General features: G+C 69.4%; 20 protein-coding genes. 5 read left to right on the top strand and 15 right to left on the bottom strand.

Translation table 11 applies throughout. The features are described 5' to 3' along the window. Positions 1-10: 10 nt before the first annotated feature. The 7 genes from cpaB to J3U95_RS28815 form a co-directional block, all read right to left on the bottom strand. Positions 11-874, bottom strand: coding sequence for a Flp pilus assembly protein CpaB (cpaB, locus tag J3U95_RS23625; RefSeq protein WP_208281085.1), 864 nt, complete (start codon positions 872-874; stop codon positions 11-13). Next, complete coding sequence (locus J3U95_RS23620) at positions 867-2,222, bottom strand: DUF8689 domain-containing protein (protein WP_208281084.1); 1,356 nt, start codon at positions 2,220-2,222, stop codon at positions 867-869. Before J3U95_RS23620 ends, cpaB begins: the two co-directional genes overlap by 8 nt. Continuing rightward, positions 2,219-2,794: an A24 family peptidase gene (locus tag J3U95_RS23615; protein WP_208281083.1), complete on the bottom strand. Its 576-nt coding sequence runs from the start codon at positions 2,792-2,794 to the stop codon at positions 2,219-2,221. The genes J3U95_RS23620 and J3U95_RS23615 overlap by 4 nt, the downstream gene beginning before the upstream one ends. Before the next feature lie 81 nt (positions 2,795-2,875). Next, on the bottom strand, positions 2,876-3,058 hold the full coding sequence (locus tag J3U95_RS23610) for a Flp family type IVb pilin (RefSeq protein ID WP_208281082.1): 183 nt from the start codon (positions 3,056-3,058) through the stop codon (positions 2,876-2,878). A gap of 35 nt (positions 3,059-3,093) precedes the next feature. Beyond that, positions 3,094-3,228: a hypothetical protein gene (locus tag J3U95_RS28595; protein WP_267877809.1), complete on the bottom strand. Its 135-nt coding sequence runs from the start codon at positions 3,226-3,228 to the stop codon at positions 3,094-3,096. Positions 3,229-3,441: 213 nt separating this feature from the next. Continuing rightward, on the bottom strand, positions 3,442-4,095 hold the full coding sequence (locus J3U95_RS23605) for a response regulator (RefSeq protein WP_208281081.1): 654 nt from the start codon (positions 4,093-4,095) through the stop codon (positions 3,442-3,444). A gap of 20 nt (positions 4,096-4,115) precedes the next feature. Further along, positions 4,116-5,753, bottom strand: a complete 1,638-nt coding sequence (locus tag J3U95_RS28815; RefSeq protein WP_208281080.1) for a sensor histidine kinase — start codon at positions 5,751-5,753, stop codon at positions 4,116-4,118. 173 nt (positions 5,754-5,926) lie between these two features. On the opposite strand from J3U95_RS28815, the gene J3U95_RS23595 reads away from it, so the two are divergent. Genes J3U95_RS23595 through J3U95_RS23585 form a run of 3 tightly spaced genes read left to right on the top strand, consistent with a single transcriptional unit; the run spans position 5,927 to position 8,422 of the window. Next, positions 5,927-6,400: a TadE/TadG family type IV pilus assembly protein gene (locus J3U95_RS23595; protein WP_307728408.1), complete on the top strand. Its 474-nt coding sequence runs from the start codon at positions 5,927-5,929 to the stop codon at positions 6,398-6,400. Between the two features lie 26 nt (positions 6,401-6,426). Beyond that, the gene (locus J3U95_RS23590) at positions 6,427-7,044 is read left to right on the top strand and encodes a TadE/TadG family type IV pilus assembly protein (RefSeq protein ID WP_208281078.1); all 618 of its coding nucleotides are present in this window, start codon (positions 6,427-6,429) and stop codon (positions 7,042-7,044) included. Between the two features lies 1 nt (position 7,045). Then, positions 7,046-8,422 (top strand): pilus assembly protein, encoded by a 1,377-nt coding sequence (locus J3U95_RS23585; protein ID WP_208281077.1) that lies wholly within the window; start codon positions 7,046-7,048, stop codon positions 8,420-8,422. 45 nt (positions 8,423-8,467) lie between these two features. Here the strand turns inward: J3U95_RS23585 and J3U95_RS23580 are convergent, their stop codons facing one another. The 5 genes from J3U95_RS23580 to J3U95_RS23560 form a co-directional block, all read right to left on the bottom strand. Beyond that, complete coding sequence (locus tag J3U95_RS23580; protein ID WP_208281076.1) at positions 8,468-10,789, bottom strand: xanthine dehydrogenase family protein molybdopterin-binding subunit; 2,322 nt, start codon at positions 10,787-10,789, stop codon at positions 8,468-8,470. 11 nt (positions 10,790-10,800) lie between these two features. Further along, positions 10,801-11,787 (bottom strand): FAD binding domain-containing protein, encoded by a 987-nt coding sequence (locus J3U95_RS23575; RefSeq protein ID WP_208281075.1) that lies wholly within the window; start codon positions 11,785-11,787, stop codon positions 10,801-10,803. Continuing rightward, positions 11,784-12,323, bottom strand: a complete 540-nt coding sequence (locus J3U95_RS28810; protein ID WP_208281074.1) for a 2Fe-2S iron-sulfur cluster-binding protein — start codon at positions 12,321-12,323, stop codon at positions 11,784-11,786. Before J3U95_RS28810 ends, J3U95_RS23575 begins: the two co-directional genes overlap by 4 nt. Before the next feature lie 137 nt (positions 12,324-12,460). Further along, the gene (locus tag J3U95_RS23565; protein WP_208281073.1) at positions 12,461-12,679 is read right to left on the bottom strand and encodes a hypothetical protein; all 219 of its coding nucleotides are present in this window, start codon (positions 12,677-12,679) and stop codon (positions 12,461-12,463) included. A 123-nt stretch (positions 12,680-12,802) separates the two neighbouring features. Beyond that, on the bottom strand, positions 12,803-13,507 hold the full coding sequence (locus J3U95_RS23560) for an SDR family oxidoreductase (protein WP_208281072.1): 705 nt from the start codon (positions 13,505-13,507) through the stop codon (positions 12,803-12,805). A 269-nt stretch (positions 13,508-13,776) separates the two neighbouring features. Here J3U95_RS23560 and J3U95_RS23555 point away from each other — a divergent pair, with 269 nt between their 5' ends. Beyond that, positions 13,777-14,541 carry a hypothetical protein gene (locus J3U95_RS23555; RefSeq protein ID WP_229520056.1) on the top strand — a complete coding sequence of 255 codons (765 nt, stop codon included), beginning with the start codon at positions 13,777-13,779 and terminating at the stop codon, positions 14,539-14,541. A 43-nt stretch (positions 14,542-14,584) separates the two neighbouring features. Next, positions 14,585-15,136, top strand: a complete 552-nt coding sequence (locus J3U95_RS23550) for a cysteine hydrolase family protein (protein WP_208281071.1) — start codon at positions 14,585-14,587, stop codon at positions 15,134-15,136. On the opposite strand, the gene J3U95_RS23545 is transcribed toward J3U95_RS23550, so the two are convergent. The 3 genes from J3U95_RS23545 to J3U95_RS23535 form a co-directional block, all read right to left on the bottom strand. Next, positions 15,123-16,166 (bottom strand): ATP-binding protein, encoded by a 1,044-nt coding sequence (locus tag J3U95_RS23545; protein ID WP_208281070.1) that lies wholly within the window; start codon positions 16,164-16,166, stop codon positions 15,123-15,125. The genes J3U95_RS23550 and J3U95_RS23545 overlap by 14 nt on opposite strands. A gap of 361 nt (positions 16,167-16,527) precedes the next feature. Then, entirely contained in the window at positions 16,528-19,311 is a 2,784-nt protein-coding gene (locus J3U95_RS23540; protein ID WP_208281069.1) for an ATP-binding protein, read from the bottom strand. Further along, entirely contained in the window at positions 19,302-20,780 is a 1,479-nt protein-coding gene (locus J3U95_RS23535; RefSeq protein WP_208281068.1) for an ATP-binding protein, read from the bottom strand. The genes J3U95_RS23540 and J3U95_RS23535 overlap by 10 nt, the downstream gene beginning before the upstream one ends. Between the last annotated feature and the right edge of the window lie 92 nt (positions 20,781-20,872).

Below are 20,872 nucleotides of genomic sequence, written 5' to 3'. Positions count from 1 at the left end.
GGGTCTTCAATCAAAAGCTTTGCGAAGCGGCGTCCAGGCCGCGGATCACGAGCACGCCATCGCCGCGTGGGGCGCTCTGGCGCACCGGGGCCGCCACACGCGGCGCCGGTTCGTAGGCAGGTTCGTGGGCAACCGCAGGCGCCGGCGCCGGGCTGCGCTCGGGCAGGCCCAGCACCGACTCGCGGGTGGCGCCGGTGGTGGCCGCCGGCTGCGGGTCGACCTGGTTGCGCAGCACCAGCGACAGTTCGCCGATCGAGCGCGCCAGGTCGAGTTTTTCCACCTGGTCCGGGGTCAGTTCGAGCGTCACGGCATTGACGACGCGCGGCTTGCTGTCGTCGACCGTCGATTCCTGGGCCACGGCCAGCACCAGGATCCGCTCCAGCACGATCTTCGAAATCGATGGCGATGCGGCCAGGTCGCTGCCGGTGGCCTGCAGGTTGACCAGGATGTCGACGTAGTTGCCGGGCAGCGCGAAGCCGGCCACGCCGACCACGTCGTTGACGCGCACCGTCATCGCGCGCTTGCCGGCGCTGACCACGGCCGACAGGCCGCCCAGCGTGCCCTTCGGCGCCAGCTTCGATTCGGTCACCGGCTCGCCGACCAGGATCTCGGCGCGGGCGATGCGGCCTTCGAGGGCCTTGAGGTCGGTAATTGCGCCCGGCGGCACCGAGGTTGCCGGCCAGTCGGCCAGCTGCAGGCTGGTGGGCGCCAGGCGTGCACCCTGGTTGATGTTGGCGACCGCCACCACCACGCGGGTGCCGGACGGGCCTTGCTCGCCCATCCATTTGGCGGCCATCACGACCGCGCCCAGCGCCAGCACCATGGCCACGCCGATGATCAGGAAGGCTCGCGAACTTGTCACAGATTTACGCATTGTTGTACTCCACGGCGCCGCGTTCGCGGCGCTCAAGCTCCAAAGGGCGGCCGGCGGCGCCGGCGGCGAAATAGTTGTCCCAGGCCCAGTCGATGGTCTGGCGATTCAGTTCGGGGGCGCGCGCCTCGTAGCGCGCCAGATCGCGCAACTGGCGCACCAGGTCGCGCGGGTAGCAGGCCAGCAGCGGCACCTTGCGCTCGCCGTGACGCGCCAGCAGGTAGTCGAAGGCCGCGCCGTCGAACGCCACGCCGGCCGAGGCGCAGGCCTGGCGGAACAGCGTCGCGTATTCATCGAGCGACGCCGGCGGCACCTCGATCTTGTAGCCCAGGCGGCGCAGGAATGCGCCGTCCGACAGGCGCTGCGGCACGAAGTTCGACGAGAACACGACGATCACGTCGAATGGAATCTGGAAGCTGTGGCCGGTGTGCAGGGTCAGGTAATCGACGCTGCGGTCCATGGGCACGATCCAGCGGTTCATCAGGGCTTCCGGGGTGCAGCGCTGGCGGCCCAGGTCGTCGATGATGAAGATGCCGTTGTTCGACTTCAGGTGCGGCGGCGCCTGGTACAGGCGGGTATGCGGGTCGAAGCGCAGGTCCAGCATGTCCAGGGTCAGCTCGCCGCCGGCCAGCGCCGCCGGACGGCGCACGCCGCGCACCCAGCGCGCGTCCGGCGCGCTGCCGCGATCCAGCCCAAGGCCGGTGGCCACGTCTTCGCCGGCCGCCACGTGCTGCACGGCGTCGAAGAAGGGAATCACCTCGCCGTCCACCATCAGGGCGTGCGGCACCGAGATCGTGCCGACCAGCAGGTCGCGCAGGCGCTCGGCCAGGTAGGTCTTGCCGCTGCCGGCCAGGCCGTGCAGGAAGATCGCGCGGCCCGAATTCATCGCCGCGCCCAGTTGATCCAGCACCAACGGGTTGACCACGATGCCGTCGAAAGCCGCCGCCATCGCGCCACGCGTGACCTGCATCGCCGCCACGCTCTGCGCTTTCACCTGGGCGGTGTAGGCCGCCAGGGTCACCGGCGCCGGGCCGGCATAGGCGTTGCGTGCGACCGCATTGGCGGCGCGCGCGCGGCCGGCCTCGGTGAGGATGTACGACAGGTCGGCGTCGGTGCCACTGTTTCCCACGCGCGCGATCTCGCACAGCTTCTCGGCGCGCAGGAAAGCGACCAGCGGATCGATGACGCTGACGTTCAGTTTCAGGTGGCTCGCCAGTTCGGCCAGGCGCAGCTGGCCGCGCTGGAACAGCACTTTCGAGATCAGCTCGGCCAGGAACAGGAACGGCAGGCCGGTATCTTCCACCGTGCGCGGCGCACGGGCGTTGGCCGGGGCCAGCAGCGCAGTGCTCACAGCGGCAGCTCCCCATGCACGCCGATCCACAGCACGCAGCCGACGGTGGCGGCGGCGATCGCCACCGCGTACGGCAGGCGGCCGCTGGCCGCCTCGGGCGGCGTCACGGGTGCGGCGATGCTGCCGGCCAGGGCCGAGTAGGCGCTGTGCATCGCCATATGCCAGGCGTTGCCCACCAGGCGGCGCAGATTGCCTTGCCAGGCCGCGAAGGCCAGCGCCAACACGCCGCCGGCCGCCAGGGTGATCAGGCCGACCGTCAGGATCTGGCCGGCGCCGACGAAGGCGCCCACCATCGCCAGCAGCTTGACGTCGCCGGCGCCCATCAGGCGCAGCGCGTACATCGGCAGCAGCAGCGCCAGGCCCAGTCCCCAGCCGCCCAGCGACTGCAGCAGGCCCAGGCCGCCCATCTGCGGAGCAAACAGGCCCTGCCCCGCCGGCAGCAGCGCGTGCAGCGCGAACGCCGCCAGCATGCCGGGGAACACGACGGCATTCGGGATGCGGCGTGCGCGCACGTCGTGCCAGACGGCGGCGCCGAGCAGGGCAAGCAGCAGCAGGAGTGGCAGATGTGTCAAGATGGGCTCCGGTCAAAAAAAATCCGGCACGAGACTTCCGTGCCGGATGGGGGCCGACTGGCGGCGGCCGGTAAGCTGCGATCAGGTATTGGTCGGGGTCTTGGCCGAGATACGGGTCGCCAGGGTACTGAACAGGGTGCTGATGTTGCCACCCAGTGCGCTGACTGCGGCGATGATGACGCCGGCGATCAGCGAGGCGATCAGTGCGTACTCGATTGCGGTGACGCCGTCTTCTTCTTTGATCAGGTTGGCGATGAAGTTCATGGTATTTCCTTTCAGTGATATAAATGAGTTGGGCTTTATGCGCTCGTCCACACGGCCATTGCCGCGATGAAGCAGACGACTGCGAGCAGGACGCTCAGGACCAGGTACGACATCGCCGGGCTGCCGCTTCTTTCGTAATGCTGCTCCGGGTTATCTTCCTTGTCGTACACGTTCGCTCCTATCCTCTTGCCGCCGTTCCGCATGAAACGAAACGCAGCGCATGAGTTGAATCTTACGGATCGGCACTTTCGTTGCCATCCGTCAAAACTACCTTTTTGAGGGGGACTTCTTGCCGTGGCGGTCTAGGACATATGTCCTAGACGCCGTGTGGGAGGGGGCTGACAGAGGGATGACGCCCAGGGAGGGCGCCAATAAGGGCACGGTCAGGACAGGCCGTGCTTGGTGGCGTAGACGTACAGTTCGAGGCGATTGGCCACGTCCAGTTTCTGGTAAATCGTGGTCAGGTGGTTGCGCAGCGTGCGCTCGGAAATGAAAGCGCGCTCGGCCAGGTCCTTGTTCAGGGCGCCCTTGCCCTGCACGATCATGCCGATCACCTCGCGTTCGCGCGCCGTGAGCGAGGCGATGCGCTGGGCCTCCGGATCGGCCTTGGCGCTTGGGGCCACCAGCTGGCCCAGCAAGACCTGCATCAGCGTCTGGTCGAGCCACAGCTCGCCGCCATGCACCTTGCGCACGGCCGCCAGCACGTCGTCGGTCGGGGCCTCCTTGGAAACCACCCCGCGGGCGCCGGCCTTGACCGCCGCCGCCAGAGTCGCCTGGTCGCGGTTGGCGCTCAGGATGACCACCTTGCTGGTGCCGTTCTGCAGCAGGGCCGGAATGAAATCGATCGAGCTGCTGCCTTTCAGGTCGAGGTCCAGCAGCACGATGTCGGGGCTGAACTCGGCGCACAAGGCCCTGGCCTCGATGCCGTCGCTGGCGCTGCCGACCAGCTGGAAGGCGTCGCCCTCGGCCTGGATCAGGCGCTCCAGGCCCCACAACATGGTTTTATGGTCGTCGACCAGCAAGATACGAATGGTCATGGTTCTCCTTGAAACTTGGTTCAAATCGGAATGCGGATGCGCAACAGGGTCTGGCGGCCGTCGGCCTCGACCTCCAGCCTGCCGCCCAGGCCCTGGACCCGTTCCGCGATCGAGCGCGGCACGAAGGGTGCGGCCGCCTGTCCGGCCACGGCCGCCGGGTTGAAAATATCGATGGCGAGCGTGCCGCCCTCTTCTTCGACCACCACGCCGGCCGTGCGCGCCCGCGTATGCTTGCAGATATTGCTGATGCCTTCGGTGACGATCTGGAACACCTCGGCCGCCATGCGGTCGTTGATGGCGCTGCCGGCATGCATTTCCAGCATCACGTCGAGGCCATAGAAGGTCTCGACCTGGTGCAGCTGGCGCCGCAGTGCGATCAGCAATTCCGGTTCTTCCTGGCGCCCACTGCGGAATCGCTGGGCGAAGTCGCGCATGTCGCCGATCACGCCCGAGCACATCGCCATCAGGCGGTCGAGCTCGGGCGCGACCGGACTGTCGTCGCCGGCCTGGTTGCGGATCGCGGCCACTGCGTGGCGCAGGCCGATATACGGCTGAATTGTACTGTCGTGCAAGTCGCGGGCAATGGTCTGGCGCTCGCGGAACGCCGCTTCCGACGCCAGGCGGTCGAGCAGGTCGATGGTTTCGATGACCGGGAAGGCCTGTTGCACGATATGCTTCAGGAAACCGGCGTCGCTGCGCTTGAGCCGGGAACCGGTGACGATGATGCGGCCACTGCCCTTGCGCAGGGGCAGCGAGGTGCTGATATAGCCGCTGACATCGAGCAGGTCGGCGACGTGGCCGCAGGCGTCGGGGTCGGCCTTGAGCCAGTCGCGTGCACCCTTGCCTTGCTGCAGGGCTGTGGCGCGGCCCAGCACGAACAGGCCGAAGTGGCGCGGCGGCGCCTGGTACAGGGTCGCGCCATCCGCGAGCCCGAGCAGCGGCTCGATGTCGGCCGCATCAGGCCGGCTGCGGCTGATCGCGCGCCCGCTCCTCGGATGGTGGGCGGTGCTCATGACCCAGCGCTCATGGCTGTCCTGCATCAGCAGCACGCAGCTGTCGGCGCCATAGAAGCGCAGGATCTTTTCCATCAGCGAATCCAGGGTGTGCTGCACCCCGAAGCGCGGATTGGACAGGCGGCTGACGTCGCGCAGCAGCGCCAGGCGGCGGCGCTGGTCGACCGCCAGCCCGCCCCAGAACGCGACCATATAGCCCAGCGCCAGCACGAAGGTCGCGCGCAGCAGCAGGATGTGCAGCGACGCCAGGCCCTGCGCCGCCAGCACCGACAGCGCCACCACGCCGACCGAGCCGAGGGTGAGCTTGGCGCCGGCGTCGAAGCCGTGGCGGAACGAGGCGGCCAGGATGGCGAAGAAAAAGAACGAGAAGAAGGGACTGGCGCTGCCGCCGCTGGCCCAGACGATCAGGCCATACCAGGCGATATCGATCCAGTACACCAGCGGACCGTGCGAAAAGCCGGCGCGGTAGCCGGCGATCGCCAGCAGGGTCAGGCTGTGCAGGACATAGGCAGCGAACACCGCCCAGGTCCATTCGCCCGACACCGTCACGCCGCCCGGCCCGATGTACAGGGTCAACAGCGCCGACACGGCCAGCAGCACGCGCATGCCGAACACCATCCAGACCTCGGCGTCGGCGGAAGCCACGCGCTGCTCGGCATTTGACTGGCCCGCGCGCGCGCGAACCGATGAACGAAGGAAGGAAGGAACGATGCTAGCTAACCAATTCATGTTGTGCGGCGCCGACAGGGGCGTTGAATCCTTTCTAAAAGCGATGCGGGAAAGGATTTTTGCCCTGTAGAATCCCCGAAGCTTACCGCATGCCAAGTCATACTTTCCGTAAAATTTCCTGGATTACGATGTATTCCCTTCCCCGACGTCAATCTGGCGCCACAATCGTCGAAATGGCGATCATCGCGCCGGTATTCCTGCTGGTGCTGGTCGCGATCATCGAGCTCAGCATGATGTTCTTCGCGACCCTGACCATGCAGTATGCTGTGCGCGAAGGCGGTCGTTACGCCATCACGGGCCAGACTGCCGATCCCAATGTCGTCATCGCCAGGATCCGCGACAACTCGATGGGGATGTTCGAACGCACCTCGCCCCAGGTCTCGGTCAACGGCACCAAATATGTGAACTACAGCAAAGGCATGTTCGGCGCACCCGGCGACATCCTCGTGATCCAGCTCGACTGCAGCTGGCCGGTGACGACGCCGATCTTGTCCAGCTTCTTCACCAATGGCGTCTATCGCTTCGCCGTCGCAGCCACGATGCGCAACGAGATATTCCCATGACGCAATTTAAAACACGCAAGGCTGGCATGACTGTATCGAAATTCCGCAAATCCGAGCGCGGCGTTGCGGCAGTCGAGCTCGCCCTGCTGCTGCCCATGCTGGTGATCCTCGCGCTGTGCGCCATCGATGGCGCCCGGGCCCTGCAGGCGAACATCATCATGACCAATATCGCGCGCGAGGGAGCCAATCTGGTGGCGCGCGGCGGCACCGATCTCGACGACGGCGCCCAGGACGTCATCTATGCCGTGATGGCGAGCGCGCCGCCGCTGAACGTCAACCAGCAGGGCATGATGTACATCACGCGCGTGATGGGCGTGACGGGAACGGGGGGAACGCGCAGCGTCGTACTGGACCAGTACCGCTGGGACGACGCCGCACGCAACCTCGGCGCCCGCCGGACCGCCTATCAGCCAACCAGCCGGATCTATGCCTGCGGCTCGTGGAGCAGCGCCGGCAAGTGCTCCAGCATCAGCAGCACGTCGCGGCCCGCCGTGGCCGTGCTGACGGGCAAGCTCGACGATGGAGAGATCGTCTACGTGGTCGAGACTTTCTATAAATTCGACATGCTGGTGAGCGCTTTTACTTTCCGCAAAGATGCCCTGCCCACCTTCGGGCCCGACCTGTATTCCATGAGCGTGTTCTGATATGCGTCCTACTCTTCACCGGCAGCGCGGCGTCGTCGCCATCATGGTGGCCATCGCCATGCTCGTCCTCCTCGGCGTGGTCGGCCTGACTCTCGACGCCGGCCTGGCTTACCTGATCAAGGCGCGCCTGAACGCGGCGGTCGACTCGGCCGCCCTGGCAGGCGCACGGGCAGTTACTACCGGCAACAACCAGGCCGAGCAGACCGCCAGCGCGCGCGCCGCGGCGGCGGATTTCTTCGCGGCCAATATACCCACCAATTACCTGCTCTCCGCGCCAAGGATCCTGAGCACGAACGTGACCTTCAAGGGTGGCCAGGCGATCATCGACGTCGAGGCGGACGCGAAGATGCCGGTGTCGATCATGCAGGTGATGGGCTTCGAGTCGCTGACCCCGGTGGCGGCGGCGCAGACCATCCGCAACGACCTGGACATGGCGCTGGTGATCGATACTTCGGGATCGCTGAGCGCCTCGGCCACCACCGTGCGCAACTCGGCCAAGAGCTTCCTGAACAAGTTCAACGTCACCCAGGACCGCGTGGCGCTCGTGCACTTCGCTTCGGGCGCCGAGACCGACGTCCCGTTCAACCTGTCGGCCCGCGGCTTCAACCGCACGCTGATGACTACCAAGATCAATAGCTACGCGTTCACGGGCGGCACCGCGTCGGTGGAAGGCATGTGGAATGCGCGCGAGCAGCTGAACCTGGTGCCGATGGCCAACCGCTCGACCATGCGTGTGATCGTGTTCTTTTCGGATGGCGCACCGACGGCCCTGGGCACCTTCCTGGCCTTCACGAATACCAGCGATTGCAAGGACCTGCTTGGCAAGAGCATCGCCGGCACGATCGATTCGGCCGGCGCCACGTATGGCTTGAGCAAGCTCGACGACAGCGACAACGTCATCATCAAGGAAAACTGCAGAGTGCTGCGAAACGGCGCCTATACCGCGCGCCGCCTGCCGGACTGGTACAACGCCCATAACGACGGCGCCAAACCCGACGACATGACCAAGCGTGAGTTCCCCATTGTGACGAGCACGCCGCGCACGGTGACGGCCGACATCAGCACTGCGGCATTGTTTTCACGCAACGTCGACCTCGCTTCGCGGAATCTGGCCGAAGCGATTGCCTCGAACGTCCGTGACCAGGGCATCGTGGTGTTTACCCTCGGCATGGGCGCGGCGTTGAAATCGACCGGCGCCCACGATACGGCCAATACCGGCGAGATGGTGCTGAAATGCATGGCCAACGCCGTCGATGCACCGAAGCGCTGCCAGAATGCCAACCAGCCGGTCGGCATGTACTGCTACGCTGCCACCGACGCCGACCTGACGCCCTGCTTCTCGCGCCTGGCCTCGGCCATCCTGCGCATCTCGAAATAAGCGCCGGAGCGCCCCGGCAGCGGCCGGGGCGCCCTCGCCGCCCGATCACATCAGCTTGTCGAGCGTGATCGGCAACTCCCGCACCCGCTTGCCGCAGGCATTGTAGATCGCGTTGGCGATCGCCGCCATCGTGCCGGTAATGCCGATCTCGCCCACCCCGCGCATGCCGGCCGGCGCATGCGGATCGGGAATGTCCAGCCACATCACCTCGACCTCCGGCACGTCCAGGTGGGCCGGCACGTGATATTCCGACAGGCTCGCATTGACCACACGCCCGCTGCGCTCGTCGAAGTGCGTCTCTTCCATCAGCGCCGCGCCCAGGCCCATGATCATCCCGCCCCGCAGCTGGCTGGCGGCGGTCTTGGCGTTGAGGATGCGGCCGACGTCGAAGGACCCGAGCAGTCGCGTCACGCGCGGCTCGCCGGTGACGACATTGACCCGCGCCTCGCAGAAGATCGCGCCGTAGGAATGCATCGACCAGTGCTCGCTTTCCTGCGACGGCGGCGCCTTGGCCGTGACGTCCACTTCGTCGCGGCCGGCCCGCGCCAGGATGTCGGCGTAGCTTTCCCAGCGACTGGCATCGTCGATCTTGCACAGGCCGGCGTCGCGCGACCGCACTTGTTCAGGCTTCAAGCCCGCCAGCGGCGAATCGCGACCGGCCAGCTTGAGCAGCTCGGCGCACAATGCCGCGTGCGCTGCCTTGACCGCGGCCGCGACCACGGCGGTCTGCTGCGAGCCGCCGGCCAGCACCGCGCCCGGCAGCGCCGAGTCGCCATAGTCGAAACTCACCTTTTCCATCGGCAGCCCCAGGCGCACCGCGCACAACTGGGTCTGGGCGGTGGCCGTTCCCATCCCCATCTCGTGCACGCCGACCGACACCCGCGCATGGCCGTCGCGCGCGAGGACGATACGGGCCGCCCCGCCTTCCATCCGGTAATAGGGGAACACCGCAGTGGCGCAGCCCAGGCCGACCAGCCATTCGCCCTCTTGCCGCATACGGGGCTTCGTGTGCCGCTCCTGCCAGCCGAAGGCCTGGGCGCCGGCGCGATAGGCCTCGATCAGGTGGCGCGACGAGAACGGCGTGCCCTCGGTCGGGTCCTGCACAGGCTCGTTGCGCCGCCGCAGCACGATCGGGTCGATGCCCAGCTGGTCGGCCAGCTCGTCCACCGCGCTTTCGAGGGCGAACGATCCGACCGATTCTCCCGGCGCGCGCATCGGGACATTGGCGACCATATTCATGGTCACCTTCTGCACCTCGAGCTTCATGGCGGGGGCGGCATACAGCACGCGCGCATTGTGGATGTACGGCTCGGGCATGGCATTGTATTCGGTCATCACGGCCACGCCGGTGTGGATCAGGGAAACGAAACGGCCGTCGCGGTCGGCGCCGATGGCCACCCGCTGCTCGGTCGTCGTGCGCCCGCCAACGGCGCGGCACACGCCTTCGCGCGACAGCATGATGCGCACCGGCCTGCCGGACACTTTCGACGCGGCTGCCGCCAGCAGGTGGTGGCGCCACACCAGCTTGCCGCCGAAGCCGCCACCGACGAAAGGCGACGTGACCCGCACCTGTTCCTGCGCGATGCCGAACACCTGGGCCAGCGTGAAGGCCGCGTTGACGACGCCCTGGGTGGAGTCGTGGACCCGCAGGACGTCGCCATCCCAGGCGACCGTCACCGCGTGCAGCTCGATCGCGTGATGGTTCTGGCGCGGGGTGCGGTACACCAGGTCGACCCGCTGCGCCGCCGACGCCAGCGCGGCCTCGGCGTCGCCGATGATGTTCTGCAGCGGCGCACCCATGAATTCGGCCACCTTGATGCCGGCCGCGCGCGCGGCTTCCATGCTGGTCACCCCGTCCTCGACGTCGTAGCGCACCTGCACCAGGGACGCCGCATGATCGGCCTGCTCACGGGTCTCGGCCAGCACCAGGGCCACCGGCTGGCCGTTCCAGTGCACCCGGTCGTCCTGGAACACCGGCAGCGCGTCCCCGCTGCCGCCCAGCGGCTCGCGCATCAGGAGCGGCGGCGGCTGCATCTTCGGGGCATTCAGATGGCTCATCACCAGCACGACGCCGGGCGCCGCCTCGGCCTTCGCGACGTCGATGGCGGCGATGCGCCCTTTCGCCACCGTGCTGTATACGAGGGCGGCATGCACCATGCCGTCCAGCGCGAACTCGGCGGCATATTTGGCCTCGCCCTTCACCTTGACTGGGCCGTCCAGGCGCGATACCGGCGCGCCGATCAGCGGATCGTCGCTGGACGTCAGTGGATCGGGCTTGCCGCCCGTGACGTAGCGGTCGGGCGCGAGCGCCACCGCCTTCTGCATGATCGCCTGGCCGGCCTTCTGGATGTTCTGCACGATCTTCATGTTCCAGCTCCTCAGGAATGCGCGGTGGCCAGCCCGTCGAGCACGGCCACCATCGTGCGCTGGGCCAGCGGGATCTTGAACGCGTTGTCGCGCAAGGGCCTGGCATCGGCCATCTCGGCGCGCGCCGCGGCCTCGAAATGGATGGCATCGGCCGGTTGGCCGCGCAGCATCTGCTCCAGCGTCGCCGCGCGCCACGGCTTGTGCGCGACGCCGCCCAGCGCCAGCCGCACGTCGCTGACCACCCCGTCCCGGACGTCGAGCGCGGCCGCCACCGACACCAGCGCGAAGGCATAGCTGGCGCGGTCGCGCACCTTGCGGTAGGTGGAGTTGGCGCCGAAGGCCAGCGCCGGAATCTCGATCGCCGTGATCAGTTCGCCGGGCTGGAGGATGGTCTCGCGCTCGGGATGGTCCTCGGGCAGCAGGTGAAAATCGGTGAACCTCACTTGCCGCGTAGCGCCCACGCCCTGCAGGTGGACGACGGCGTCGAGCGCGGCCAGCGCCACGCACATATCGGACGGATGGGTGGCGATGCAGGCGCTCGATGCCCCCAGCACCGCGTGCATGCGATGCACGCCCTGGAGCGCGTCGCAGCCCTCGCCCGGATTGCGCTTGTTGCAGTGGGCGCCGTCGCGGTCGTAGAAATAGGTGCAGCGGGTGCGCTGCAGGACGTTGCCGGCGACGGTGGCCATATTGCGGATCTGGCCGGAGGCGCCGGAAGCGATGGCGCGCGCCAGCAGCGGAAAACGCGTGCGCACCGCGCGATGCTCGGCCAGCGCCGTGTTCTTGACGGCGGCGCCGACCAGCAGGCTGCCGTCGGGACGTTCTTCGATCTGCTGCGACAGGCCGCTGACGTCGACCAGTTGCGCCGGCCGTTCGATGGTCTCGCGCATCAGGTCGACCAGGTTGGTGCCGCCGCCGAGATAGCGGCTGCCCTGCGCCGCGCCCTGGCGCACGGCGTCCTGCGCGTCGTGCGCGCGGGCGAAGGTGAACGGATTCATGAGGCCTCCCCGGCCGCAGCCTTGCCATGCAGTTGCACATGGTGTTCGGTGACCGCGGCCACGATGCCGTTGTACGCGCCGCAACGGCACAGGTTGCCGCTCATGCGCTCGCGCACCTCGTCTTCGCTGCAGGCAATCGACTCGGCGCCGATGTCTTCGGTGACGTAGCTCGGCACGCCGCGCCGCAGCTCGGCCTCCATGCCCAGCGCCGAGCAGATCTGGCCTGGCGTGCAATAGCCGCACTGGAAGCCGTCATGCTCGATGAACGATTGCTGCAGCGCATGCAGCTGGCCGTCGGTGGCCAGTCCCTCGACCGAGGTGATCGCGCGCCCCTGGTATTGCACGGCCAGAGCCAGGCAGGACAGGATGCGCTGCTCGCCGTCGAGCAGCACGGTACAGGCCCCGCAGGCGCCCTGGTCGCAGCCCTTCTTGGTGCCGGAGAGGTGCAGGTACTCGCGCAGGAAGTCGAGCAGTGACACGCGCGGGTCATCCGGGAGTGCGACGGCGTTTCCGTTGATGGTGATGGTGGTCGACACGGTAGAAACTCCTTCTCGGGTGGCGGTCGCCTGCCTGCAGGATCATGGCGAAATCGTGCGGGAAAGTGACCGTGTGTGTTCCGATAACGAGTACCAAGTGTAGAGTCAGCCGTGCCGGAAAGGCGCACGCTTGAGGGTCATGATGGCGGTTCGGAGGATCGTGCAATGGGTCGATTCGCGGCCGGAGCGGCCGTGCTGATCGAGACGGCCACGGGGTCGCTGGCCGGGAAGGATTCGGCAAGCGCTTCGTCGAGCGCAGCTTCCTGGTGCAGGTCCACGAGGGCCTGCAGGTCGCCGCTCTTGCGCCGGCGCGATGCCTTGACGTGCCGCTTCGCCCCGGGCTTGGAAATGCTCATCGTCTGGCTCCCGTATGATGCGGCCGTCCACGGCGCCGCCCTGTTTCAATGTAGTACACCGCGCGTGCTTGCGCCAGCACAGGATGCATCGTGCCCCGGCATCCTGCCTCGGCGTGAGCCGTTTCAGCCGGTCGCATCCAGGTAGACACCGCGCTCGAGCGACAGGCCGCGCTTGACCTCGCGCGTCAGCGCATCGGCCAGCACTTCTTCTTGTCCCGCCTCGAGGCCGGCGATGGCCTGGGCCACGACGTCGTGCGGCGACGCCTTGGGCGCGTCGATGCCGGCGGTCATGTCGGTATCCATGAAGGCCACGTGCAGCCCGAGCACCTGCGTGCCCTGAGGCTTGAGGGCGATGCGCACGCCATTGGTCATCGACCAGGTGGCCGCCTTCGACATGCCATAGGTGGCGCCGCCCGGGATGCTGATCCAGCTCAGCACCGACAACACGTTGACGATGGCGCCGCCGCCATTGGCGCCGAGGATGGGCGCGAAGGCCCGGCACATGGCGAGCGTGCCGAACAGGTTGGTGTCCAGCTCTTGCCGCGCGCGGTCGACGGCCTCGTCGTCGAACACGTGGCCGCCGCGCACGATGCCGGCATTGTTGACCAGCAGTGTCACGTCGCCGCATTCGGCGGCCGCGCGCCGGACTTGTTCCGGTTGGGTGATGTCGAGCTCGAGGGGAATGACGCCGGGCAGGTCGATGCCGCGTGGATCGCGCGCGCCGGCATACACCTTGCGCGCACCGGCTTCGAGCAGGAGCCTGGCCCAGGCGCGGCCCAGCCCCCGGTTCGCCCCGCTGATGAGTACGACGGAATCCCTGACCTTCATGGCGCTCTCCTGTTTGGATGCCGGGTGCACGCCCGCCCCGGCGATGCATCGATACTAAGGTCAGACCGCGGCCCGCCACAGTAAATCCTTGTGAAATGGCGTGCGTTCGATCCGGCGCAAACCACCCCATCTCTCCCATTGGTTGCGCCCGCCTCCGCGCCGCACATCTCATCACACGTCTTTACAACCGGCCTTCCACGGCCCGACTAAGCTCGGTGACGATTGCAGCACACGAACGCGGCCAACGCCACCACCGACAGGGAGCCTTCATGACATTCACGCGCACCAAACTCGCAGCCGCCCTCGCCCTCGCCGCCTGCGGCGCCGCGTCACTGGCCGCCGCCCACCAGGGCGGCAAGCCCCATACGGGGGGAATCCAGACCCCTGCCGCCAAGGGCGTGAAGGCCGACTACGACATCGTCCACACCAGGATCACCACCGAGGGCAACGTCGCCACCTTCCACGTGGCGGTATCCGGCAAGGCCGGCAAGACCTATCCGACCAGGACCGGCAAGCTGGGCGGCAGCGCGGTGTTTTCCTACGTCTGGCCGACCACCATCGACCCCTACGTGGTCGGATTCGAGAGCAAGGCCGGCATCCTCACCTTCGCCGTCACCTCCCACCCCGACTTCGACGACACCCCGCTGTACGACGAGAACGGGGATGGCGACGTCGGCAACGACGGCAACCTGTGGCACTCGCACTGGGTGGTACTCACCAAGGACGACGCCTGCGGCAAGGATGCGCTGAAGGTGGTCGATATCCCCCAGGGCGCCAAGCCGCGCCTGCCCAAGACCTGGCCAGGGTTTCCGATCCTGCTCGACAGCCCCGGCTGGCACCCGGTATTCAAGGCCGACGCGCTCGAGGTCAAGGTGCCGTTCGACGACATCGGCGTGGCCGAGGCGGCGAGCTTCGACGGCGTCACCGCGGCGCTGCGGGTCAATGCCAGCGTCCACAGCCCGCTGCTGTGCGTCGCGGACGTGTTCAAGGTCGCGTCCGGAAAACTGACGCTGCCGGGCAAGGTCAACCAATGACAGTCGCCATCCCTATGCTTTATCACCACCAGGAGGAACCATCATGAGCAAGCAAGCACTGATCGTCATCGACGTCCAGAACGACTATTTTCCGAACGGCCGCTGGGAGCTGGCCAACATGGACGCCGCCAGCGCCAACGTCGGCCGCCTGCTGCGCCACTACCGGGCCGGCCGGGCGCCGATCGTCCACATCCGCCACGAATTCCCCGACGCCGCCAGCGCGCCGTTCTTCGCGCCCGGATCCAGCGGCGCCGCGATCCACCCGTCGGCCGCCCCGATCGAGGGCGAGCCGGTGCTACTGAAGCACCACATCAACTCGTTCCGCGATACCGCGCTGCTGGACATCCTGCGCGGCCACGAGGTCGACGAAGTCGTGATCTGCGGCGCCATGAGCCATATGTGCGTCGACGCCTGCAGCCGCGCCGCCAACGACTTCGGCTTCAAGGTCACGGTGGTGCACGATGCCTGCGCCTCGCGCGACCTGGAATTCGGCGGGGTCCGGGTGCCGGCGGCGCACGCCCATGCCGCCTTCATGGCGGCGCTCGGATTCGCCTATGCCGACATGCGCGCCACGGACGAGGTCACGACGGCATGATGGCCAACGCCTCCGGCCGCGCGACCGCCTCTGCGGCGTAGTGGCGGGTAGCGTTCGTCAGCCGGTAGCGCACCCCCTGCCGCCCATAATCGACCTCGACCAGCGAGCGCGCCACGAGCCCCGGGATGCACCACTTCACGGCGGCGCCGTCGATCTCGGGGCAGGCGCATACCCGGGCGGCGTCGTCGAGGGTGAAGCTGCGGCGGAACACCGACAGGCGGTGCAGGACGGCGCGCTCGCGCGGCCCGAGCAGGCGCCAGCTCCAGTCCAGCAGCGCGTCGGCCGAACGGTGCCGGCCCTCTTCCTCCGCGTCCGGATCGCACAGCGCCCCGATCCCGCCAGCCTGTGCCGCCATGCCGCAGGTCCTGGCGCGCGCCGCGGCCAGGCCGATCAGCAAGGGGTTGCCGTCCAGCTGGCGGCACAGTTGCGCCGCCTGGGACCGGCCGGCTGGATCGAGCCGGGTTCCACAGCGCAGCGCGAACAGTTCCAGCGCCGCCGGCAAGGCCAACGGCGCCAGCCGGTGCACCCATTCCGCGCGCAGGTCCAGCGCCTCGCGGCTGGTCGCCAGCAGGTGCAGCCGGGGCGCGGCCCCGAGCAGCGCCTCGGCCAGCAGCGCCGCCGGGTCGGCGAGGTGGCCGCAGTTGTCCAGCACCAGCAGCAGGCGCCGCTCCGCCAGGGCGGCGCACAGGCCGCGGAGCGAGCCGCCCACCGCCAGCCCCACGGCGCCTGCTACCGCATCGGTCAGCCGGGCGCCGTCGGCCAGGGGCGCCAGGTCGAGCCAGGCCACGCGGCCGTCGAAGCGCGGCGCCACACGGCGCGCCACCGCCAGCGCCAGCGCGCTCTTGCCCAGGCCGCCGGCGCCGACCACCGAGACCAGGCGCCGCTCGCCGACCAGGCGCGCCAGCGAAGCGACCGTCTCCTCGCGGCCCAGCAGCGGCGTGGCGCCGCCCGGCAGGTCCGCCACCTTCGGCAAGGCGGGTGGCCGGAGCCGGCGCACGGCGGCGACGAACACATAGCCACGCCCCAGCACGTTGACGATGTAGCGGCTGCCATGTTCGCCGTCCCCGAGCGCGCGGCGCAGGGCGGCGATATGGGCGCGCAGCCGGCCCTGCTCCTGTCGGCGCCGGGCGCCAGGCGAGCGACGATCTCGTCCTTGCCCACCACCTCGCCGGCGCGCCCGGCCAGCAGCGCCAGCAATTCCAGCGCACGGGCGCCGAGCGGCAACGCGCGCCCGTCCAGGCGCAGCTCGCGCCGGTCGAGCGACAGCGTAAAAGGGCCGAACCGCAGCTCGCCTTCCATCTCCATCACCAGCCTCCCCTGTCAATCTTATGATTACGATCATATGACTTGGATCAAGAGGCCGATGTGAAAAAGTGTGAAATCGCGATGATCTATAGGTCTTGCAGCAGGAGCAACGCGGCGCGCCGGTCGGCGCCGTCGTGGCCGTCGCCGAGGGCCAGCACCAGCGGTTGCAGCAACGCCCGCGCACGCGCGCCGTCACCGGCGTCACGCCACGAGCGGGCCAGGCTGATCGCGCAGCGCAGCTCCCAGGCCAGCGCGCCCTGGGCCCGCGCCGCAGCCAGACCCCGTTCGAACAGCGCCTCGGCCGTCCGTGGCGCGCCCGGTCCCGCCAGCAGGCGTTCGGCGCTCGCGCGCCAGACCTCGGCGGCGCACCAGCCGACCTGGCCCTGGGCGCAGCGCTGCGCGGCCGCGTCCACCCCGGCGCCTGCGGCCGCACCAAGCCAGGTCACCAGGTGGTCGCCCTGAACCGCGTCCAGGCCCCGGGCGGCGCCGGGCAGCGGATCCAGGCGACTGGAGCGGGCCGCCAGCACCTGGCGCGCCAGCCGCGCCCAGTCGCTCCAGTAAGCCAGCGCGTGACGCCCGGCATGCTCTTCCAGCAGGCCGGCCAGTTCGCGCGCCCAGCCTTCGTCGCCGCGCCACAAGGCCACCGGCAAGGCTCCCAGCGCCACGGCCCAGGCCAGCGATGCCGGCGCGCCGTCGCGGGACGCCAGCGCCACGAGGTCACGCGCCAGCGCCGCCGCCGCACGCCCCTCCCCCAGCAGCCAGCGCGTGCGCGCCAGCAGCACGCCGCAGGCGACGTCGGCGCCGACCGGCCCGGCCAGGCGCAGCGGCGCGCGCGCATCCTGGGTCGCGGGACGCCGCCGGGCCAGGCGCAGCGCCGCGTCATGCTCGCCCAGCATGTGCAGGCTCGCGGCCGGCAGGCGGCGCGCCACCGCCAGCGTGCGCGCCAGCCCGGCCTGCGCCGCCACCCGCGCCATCCGCAGTGCGTGTTCGTGGGCGCTGCGATACAGGCCGGCGCCAAGGCAGCACACGGCGCACACATGCAGGGCTTCGGCCAGGGTCTCCGGCTGCCCGCCGGCCTCGGCCTGGCGGATCGCGCGCAGGTACGGCTCCCAGTCCGTGACCGCACCGCGGGCCATGGCGGCGTGCAGGCGCGCCGCGTAGAGCGGGTCGGCCACCGTCCCGGCGTCGATCGCGTCCAGCGCCGCGCGCACGTGGCGCTCCAGCTCCCGCTCGCCGAGCAGGCCCGCGCCCAGCACCGCCGGCGCGGCCACCAGGCGCACGCCCAGCGCGCGCTCGCCGCCGGGTCCGAAGGCCCAGTCGAGCGCGGCGCGCAGATTGCCCACCACATGGCTGGCGCAAGCCAGCCAGGCGTCATGGTCGAGGGTGTCCCAGGCCCGCTCGCAGTCGTCCAGCAGGCCCAGGGTGTAAAGCGCGTGGCGCGCCGCCAGCGGGCCGCGCCCGGGATCTTCGGCCAGCCGCTCGATCGCATAGGCGCGGGTGAGACCGAGCAGCACGAAGCGGGCATCCGGCCCCCCGGTGTCGGCCACGACCAGCGACTTGGACACCAGGTCCAGCAGGCAAGTCACCACGCAGCCGGCGGCGCCCGGCCCCACCACCGCCAGCGCCGCCTCGAGCGAGAACGGGCCGACGAACACCGCGCAGTGGCGCAGCACGCGTTGTTCGTCCGGCGACAGCAGTTCATGGCTCCAGTCGAGCAGTGCGCGCAAGGTGCGATGGCGCGGCAGCACGGTGCGGCGCCCGCTGCCGAGCAGGCGCAGGCGATCGCCCAGCTGCTCCACCACGCCGTGCACGCCCAGCAGGCCCACCTGGGCGGCGGCGAACTCGATCGCCAGCGGCACGCCGTCGACCCGGCGGCACAGCCTGACGGCGGCCGGAAGCTCGGCCTGGCTTAGCCGGAAGGAGTCCATGCCGGCCTCGGCCCGGCTGGCCAGCAGTTCCAGGGCCGGGTAACGCAGCGCCTGTTCGAGATTCAACGCGGGATCGTCGGGCGGACAGGCAAGCGGTCCCAGTCGCAGCACCCACTCGCCGTCGGCGTCCAGCGGCTCGCGGCTGGTGGCGACGACGTCGATCCCGGGGGCCAGCCGCAGCAGGCGTTCGGCGAGGGAGGCCGCGGCCTCGATCAGGTGCTCGCAGTTGTCCAGCACGATCAACATGCGGCGCGGCGCCAGCCAGCGCTCCAGCAGCGCGCGCACCGCCTCGCCGTCCGGCTCGAGGCCCAGGCTGGCGGCCAGCGCATCGGGAATCTGGATCGCGCTGCTCAAGAGGGCCAGGTCGACGAAGCAGGCGCCGTCGGCATAGCCGTCCTGCAGCTCGGCGGCCAGGCACAGCGCCAGCGTGGTCTTGCCGATGCCGCCATGGCCGACGATGGTGACCAGGCGGCAGCGCGGCAGCAGCGCCCGCAGCTGGTCGAGCACGTCGTCGCGCCCCAGCACGCTCGTCATGCGCAGTGGCAAGGGTCGCGCGCCGGCGGGCGGCGCGGCACCGGTATCGGCTTCGGCATCGAGGCGCAGCGCGACCACCGGGGCCACGAAGCTGTAGCCGCGCCCGGGCACGTTGGCGATGTAGCGCGTGGCGCCGGGAGCGTCGCCCAGGGCCTTGCGCAGCGCCCCGATGTGGACCCGCAGGCAGCTGTCCTCGACCACGCTGCCGGGCCAGATCGTGCGTTCGAGTTCGGCGCGGCTGACCACTTCGCCGGCCCGCTCGACCAGCACCAGCAGCAGCTCCAGCGCGCGCCCGCCCAGCCGCACCGGGGTCGGCCCCAGGAACAGCTGGCGCGCCTGGCGCAGCAGGCGGAAGGCGCCGAAGACGTAGACGGGCGCCTCGCCCTGATGTTCCTGTCTTATTCCCACACTGCGTCCCGCACTGCGCTCCGCGCCTGCCCCTTGTCGTCAGGACCGGTGTGCGCCAGGCGCTGCGCCACGATCCCCGCCTCGCCGCTGGCGGCCAGTTGCGCCGACGCATAGCGGCGTGTCGTGTTCAGCAGGCGGTAGCGCTGCGCGTGGGCGCCAGCTGCGCCGTCGTCGGCGGCCAGCAGCGAGCATGAGCCCAGCACCGCCAGGGCCCGCTCCGCCTCGCATGGCGCCAACGCACCGAAGGCGCACACCCGCAGCGCCGTCTCCGGCGCGAAGGCGCCCGCGAACACCGACAGCCGGCGCAGCAGCGTGCGCTCCGCCTCGTCCAGCAGGCGATGACTGGCGTCGAGCATGGCCCCGAGCGAGGCATGGCGCGGGCCAGCCAGGCGCCGGCTGCGCGTCAGCAGGAGGAACAGGTCATCCAGGCGCGCCGCCAGTCCCTCGACGCCCAGCGCCTCGACCCGCGCGGCGGCCATCTCGAGCGCCAGCGGCAGGCCGTCCAGCTGGCGGCACAATGCGGCCACGCAGGCCAGGTTGGCCGGCGTCAGCGCGAAGCGGCTGCTATTGGCCTCGGCGCGCTCGACGAACAGGGCGATCGCGGGCAGCGCCAGCGCTTGCCTGCAATCGAGCGCGGCATCCGGCGCCGGCAAGTCCAGCGGCGGCACCCCGACCAGACACTCGCCGGCGAAGCCCAGCGGCGCGCGGCTGGTGGCCAGGACCGTGACGCGCGCCTCGGCGCCGGCCAGGCGCGCGGCCAACGCCGCCGCCTCCGCCAGCGCCGCTTCGCAGTTGTCGAGCACCAGCAGGACCTGGCGCTCGCGCAACGCGCGCCGGTCGATGGCCGCCGGGTCGACGCCGCCGGCGCAGTCGACCACGCGGCAGCCGTCGGGATAACGGCGCGCCTGCGCGGCCGCATGGGCCAGCGCGAGCGCCGACTTGCCGCTGCCGCCGGCGCCGACCAGGGTCGTCACCCGGCCCGGCGCCAGGCTGCTTTCGAGCCGTTCCAGCAGCGCCGCGCGCCCGACCAGGCACCCCGGGCGCGGGCCACGCAGCGGCGCCAGCGGGCCGGCCGCCACGGTCTTGACGAAGCGGTAGCCGCGTCCCGGCACGGTCAGGATGTACTGCTCCGACGGATTCTCGCCGAGCGCCTTGCGCAGCGCCGACACCTGCACCCGCAAGCCGTTTTCCTCGACCACCGAATGCGGCCACACGGCCGCGACCAGTTCGTGGTGGCTGACCACCTCGCCGGCCCGCGCGATCAGCGCGACCAGCAGGTCGAAGGCGCGTCCCCCGAGCGGGACCGGCGTCTCGCCGCGCACCAGCAGCTTGCGCGCCGGGTACAGGGCGAAGCGCCCGAAGGTGTAGTCGGGCCCGCTCCGCGCCGGCCTGGCGTGCTGCATGCCGGCGGACGGCGGTGGTGAAGGCGCGGTGAAGGTATCGGTATGCATGCGATCGGTGAGGCGCACGACATAGCGCCCAGTATTGCGCGTCGATACCGCTACCTTAAATCTTTGCCGTCCTCATGACAAGAAGTAAAGACACGACAGACCGGCCCAGG

This window comes from Massilia oculi, from assembly GCF_017582745.1.
Classification (GTDB): domain Bacteria; phylum Pseudomonadota; class Gammaproteobacteria; order Burkholderiales; family Burkholderiaceae_D; genus Telluria; species Telluria oculi_A.
Note: the sequence above shows the minus strand (reverse complement) of the source record. Positions and strands in the feature narration are given on the sequence as shown.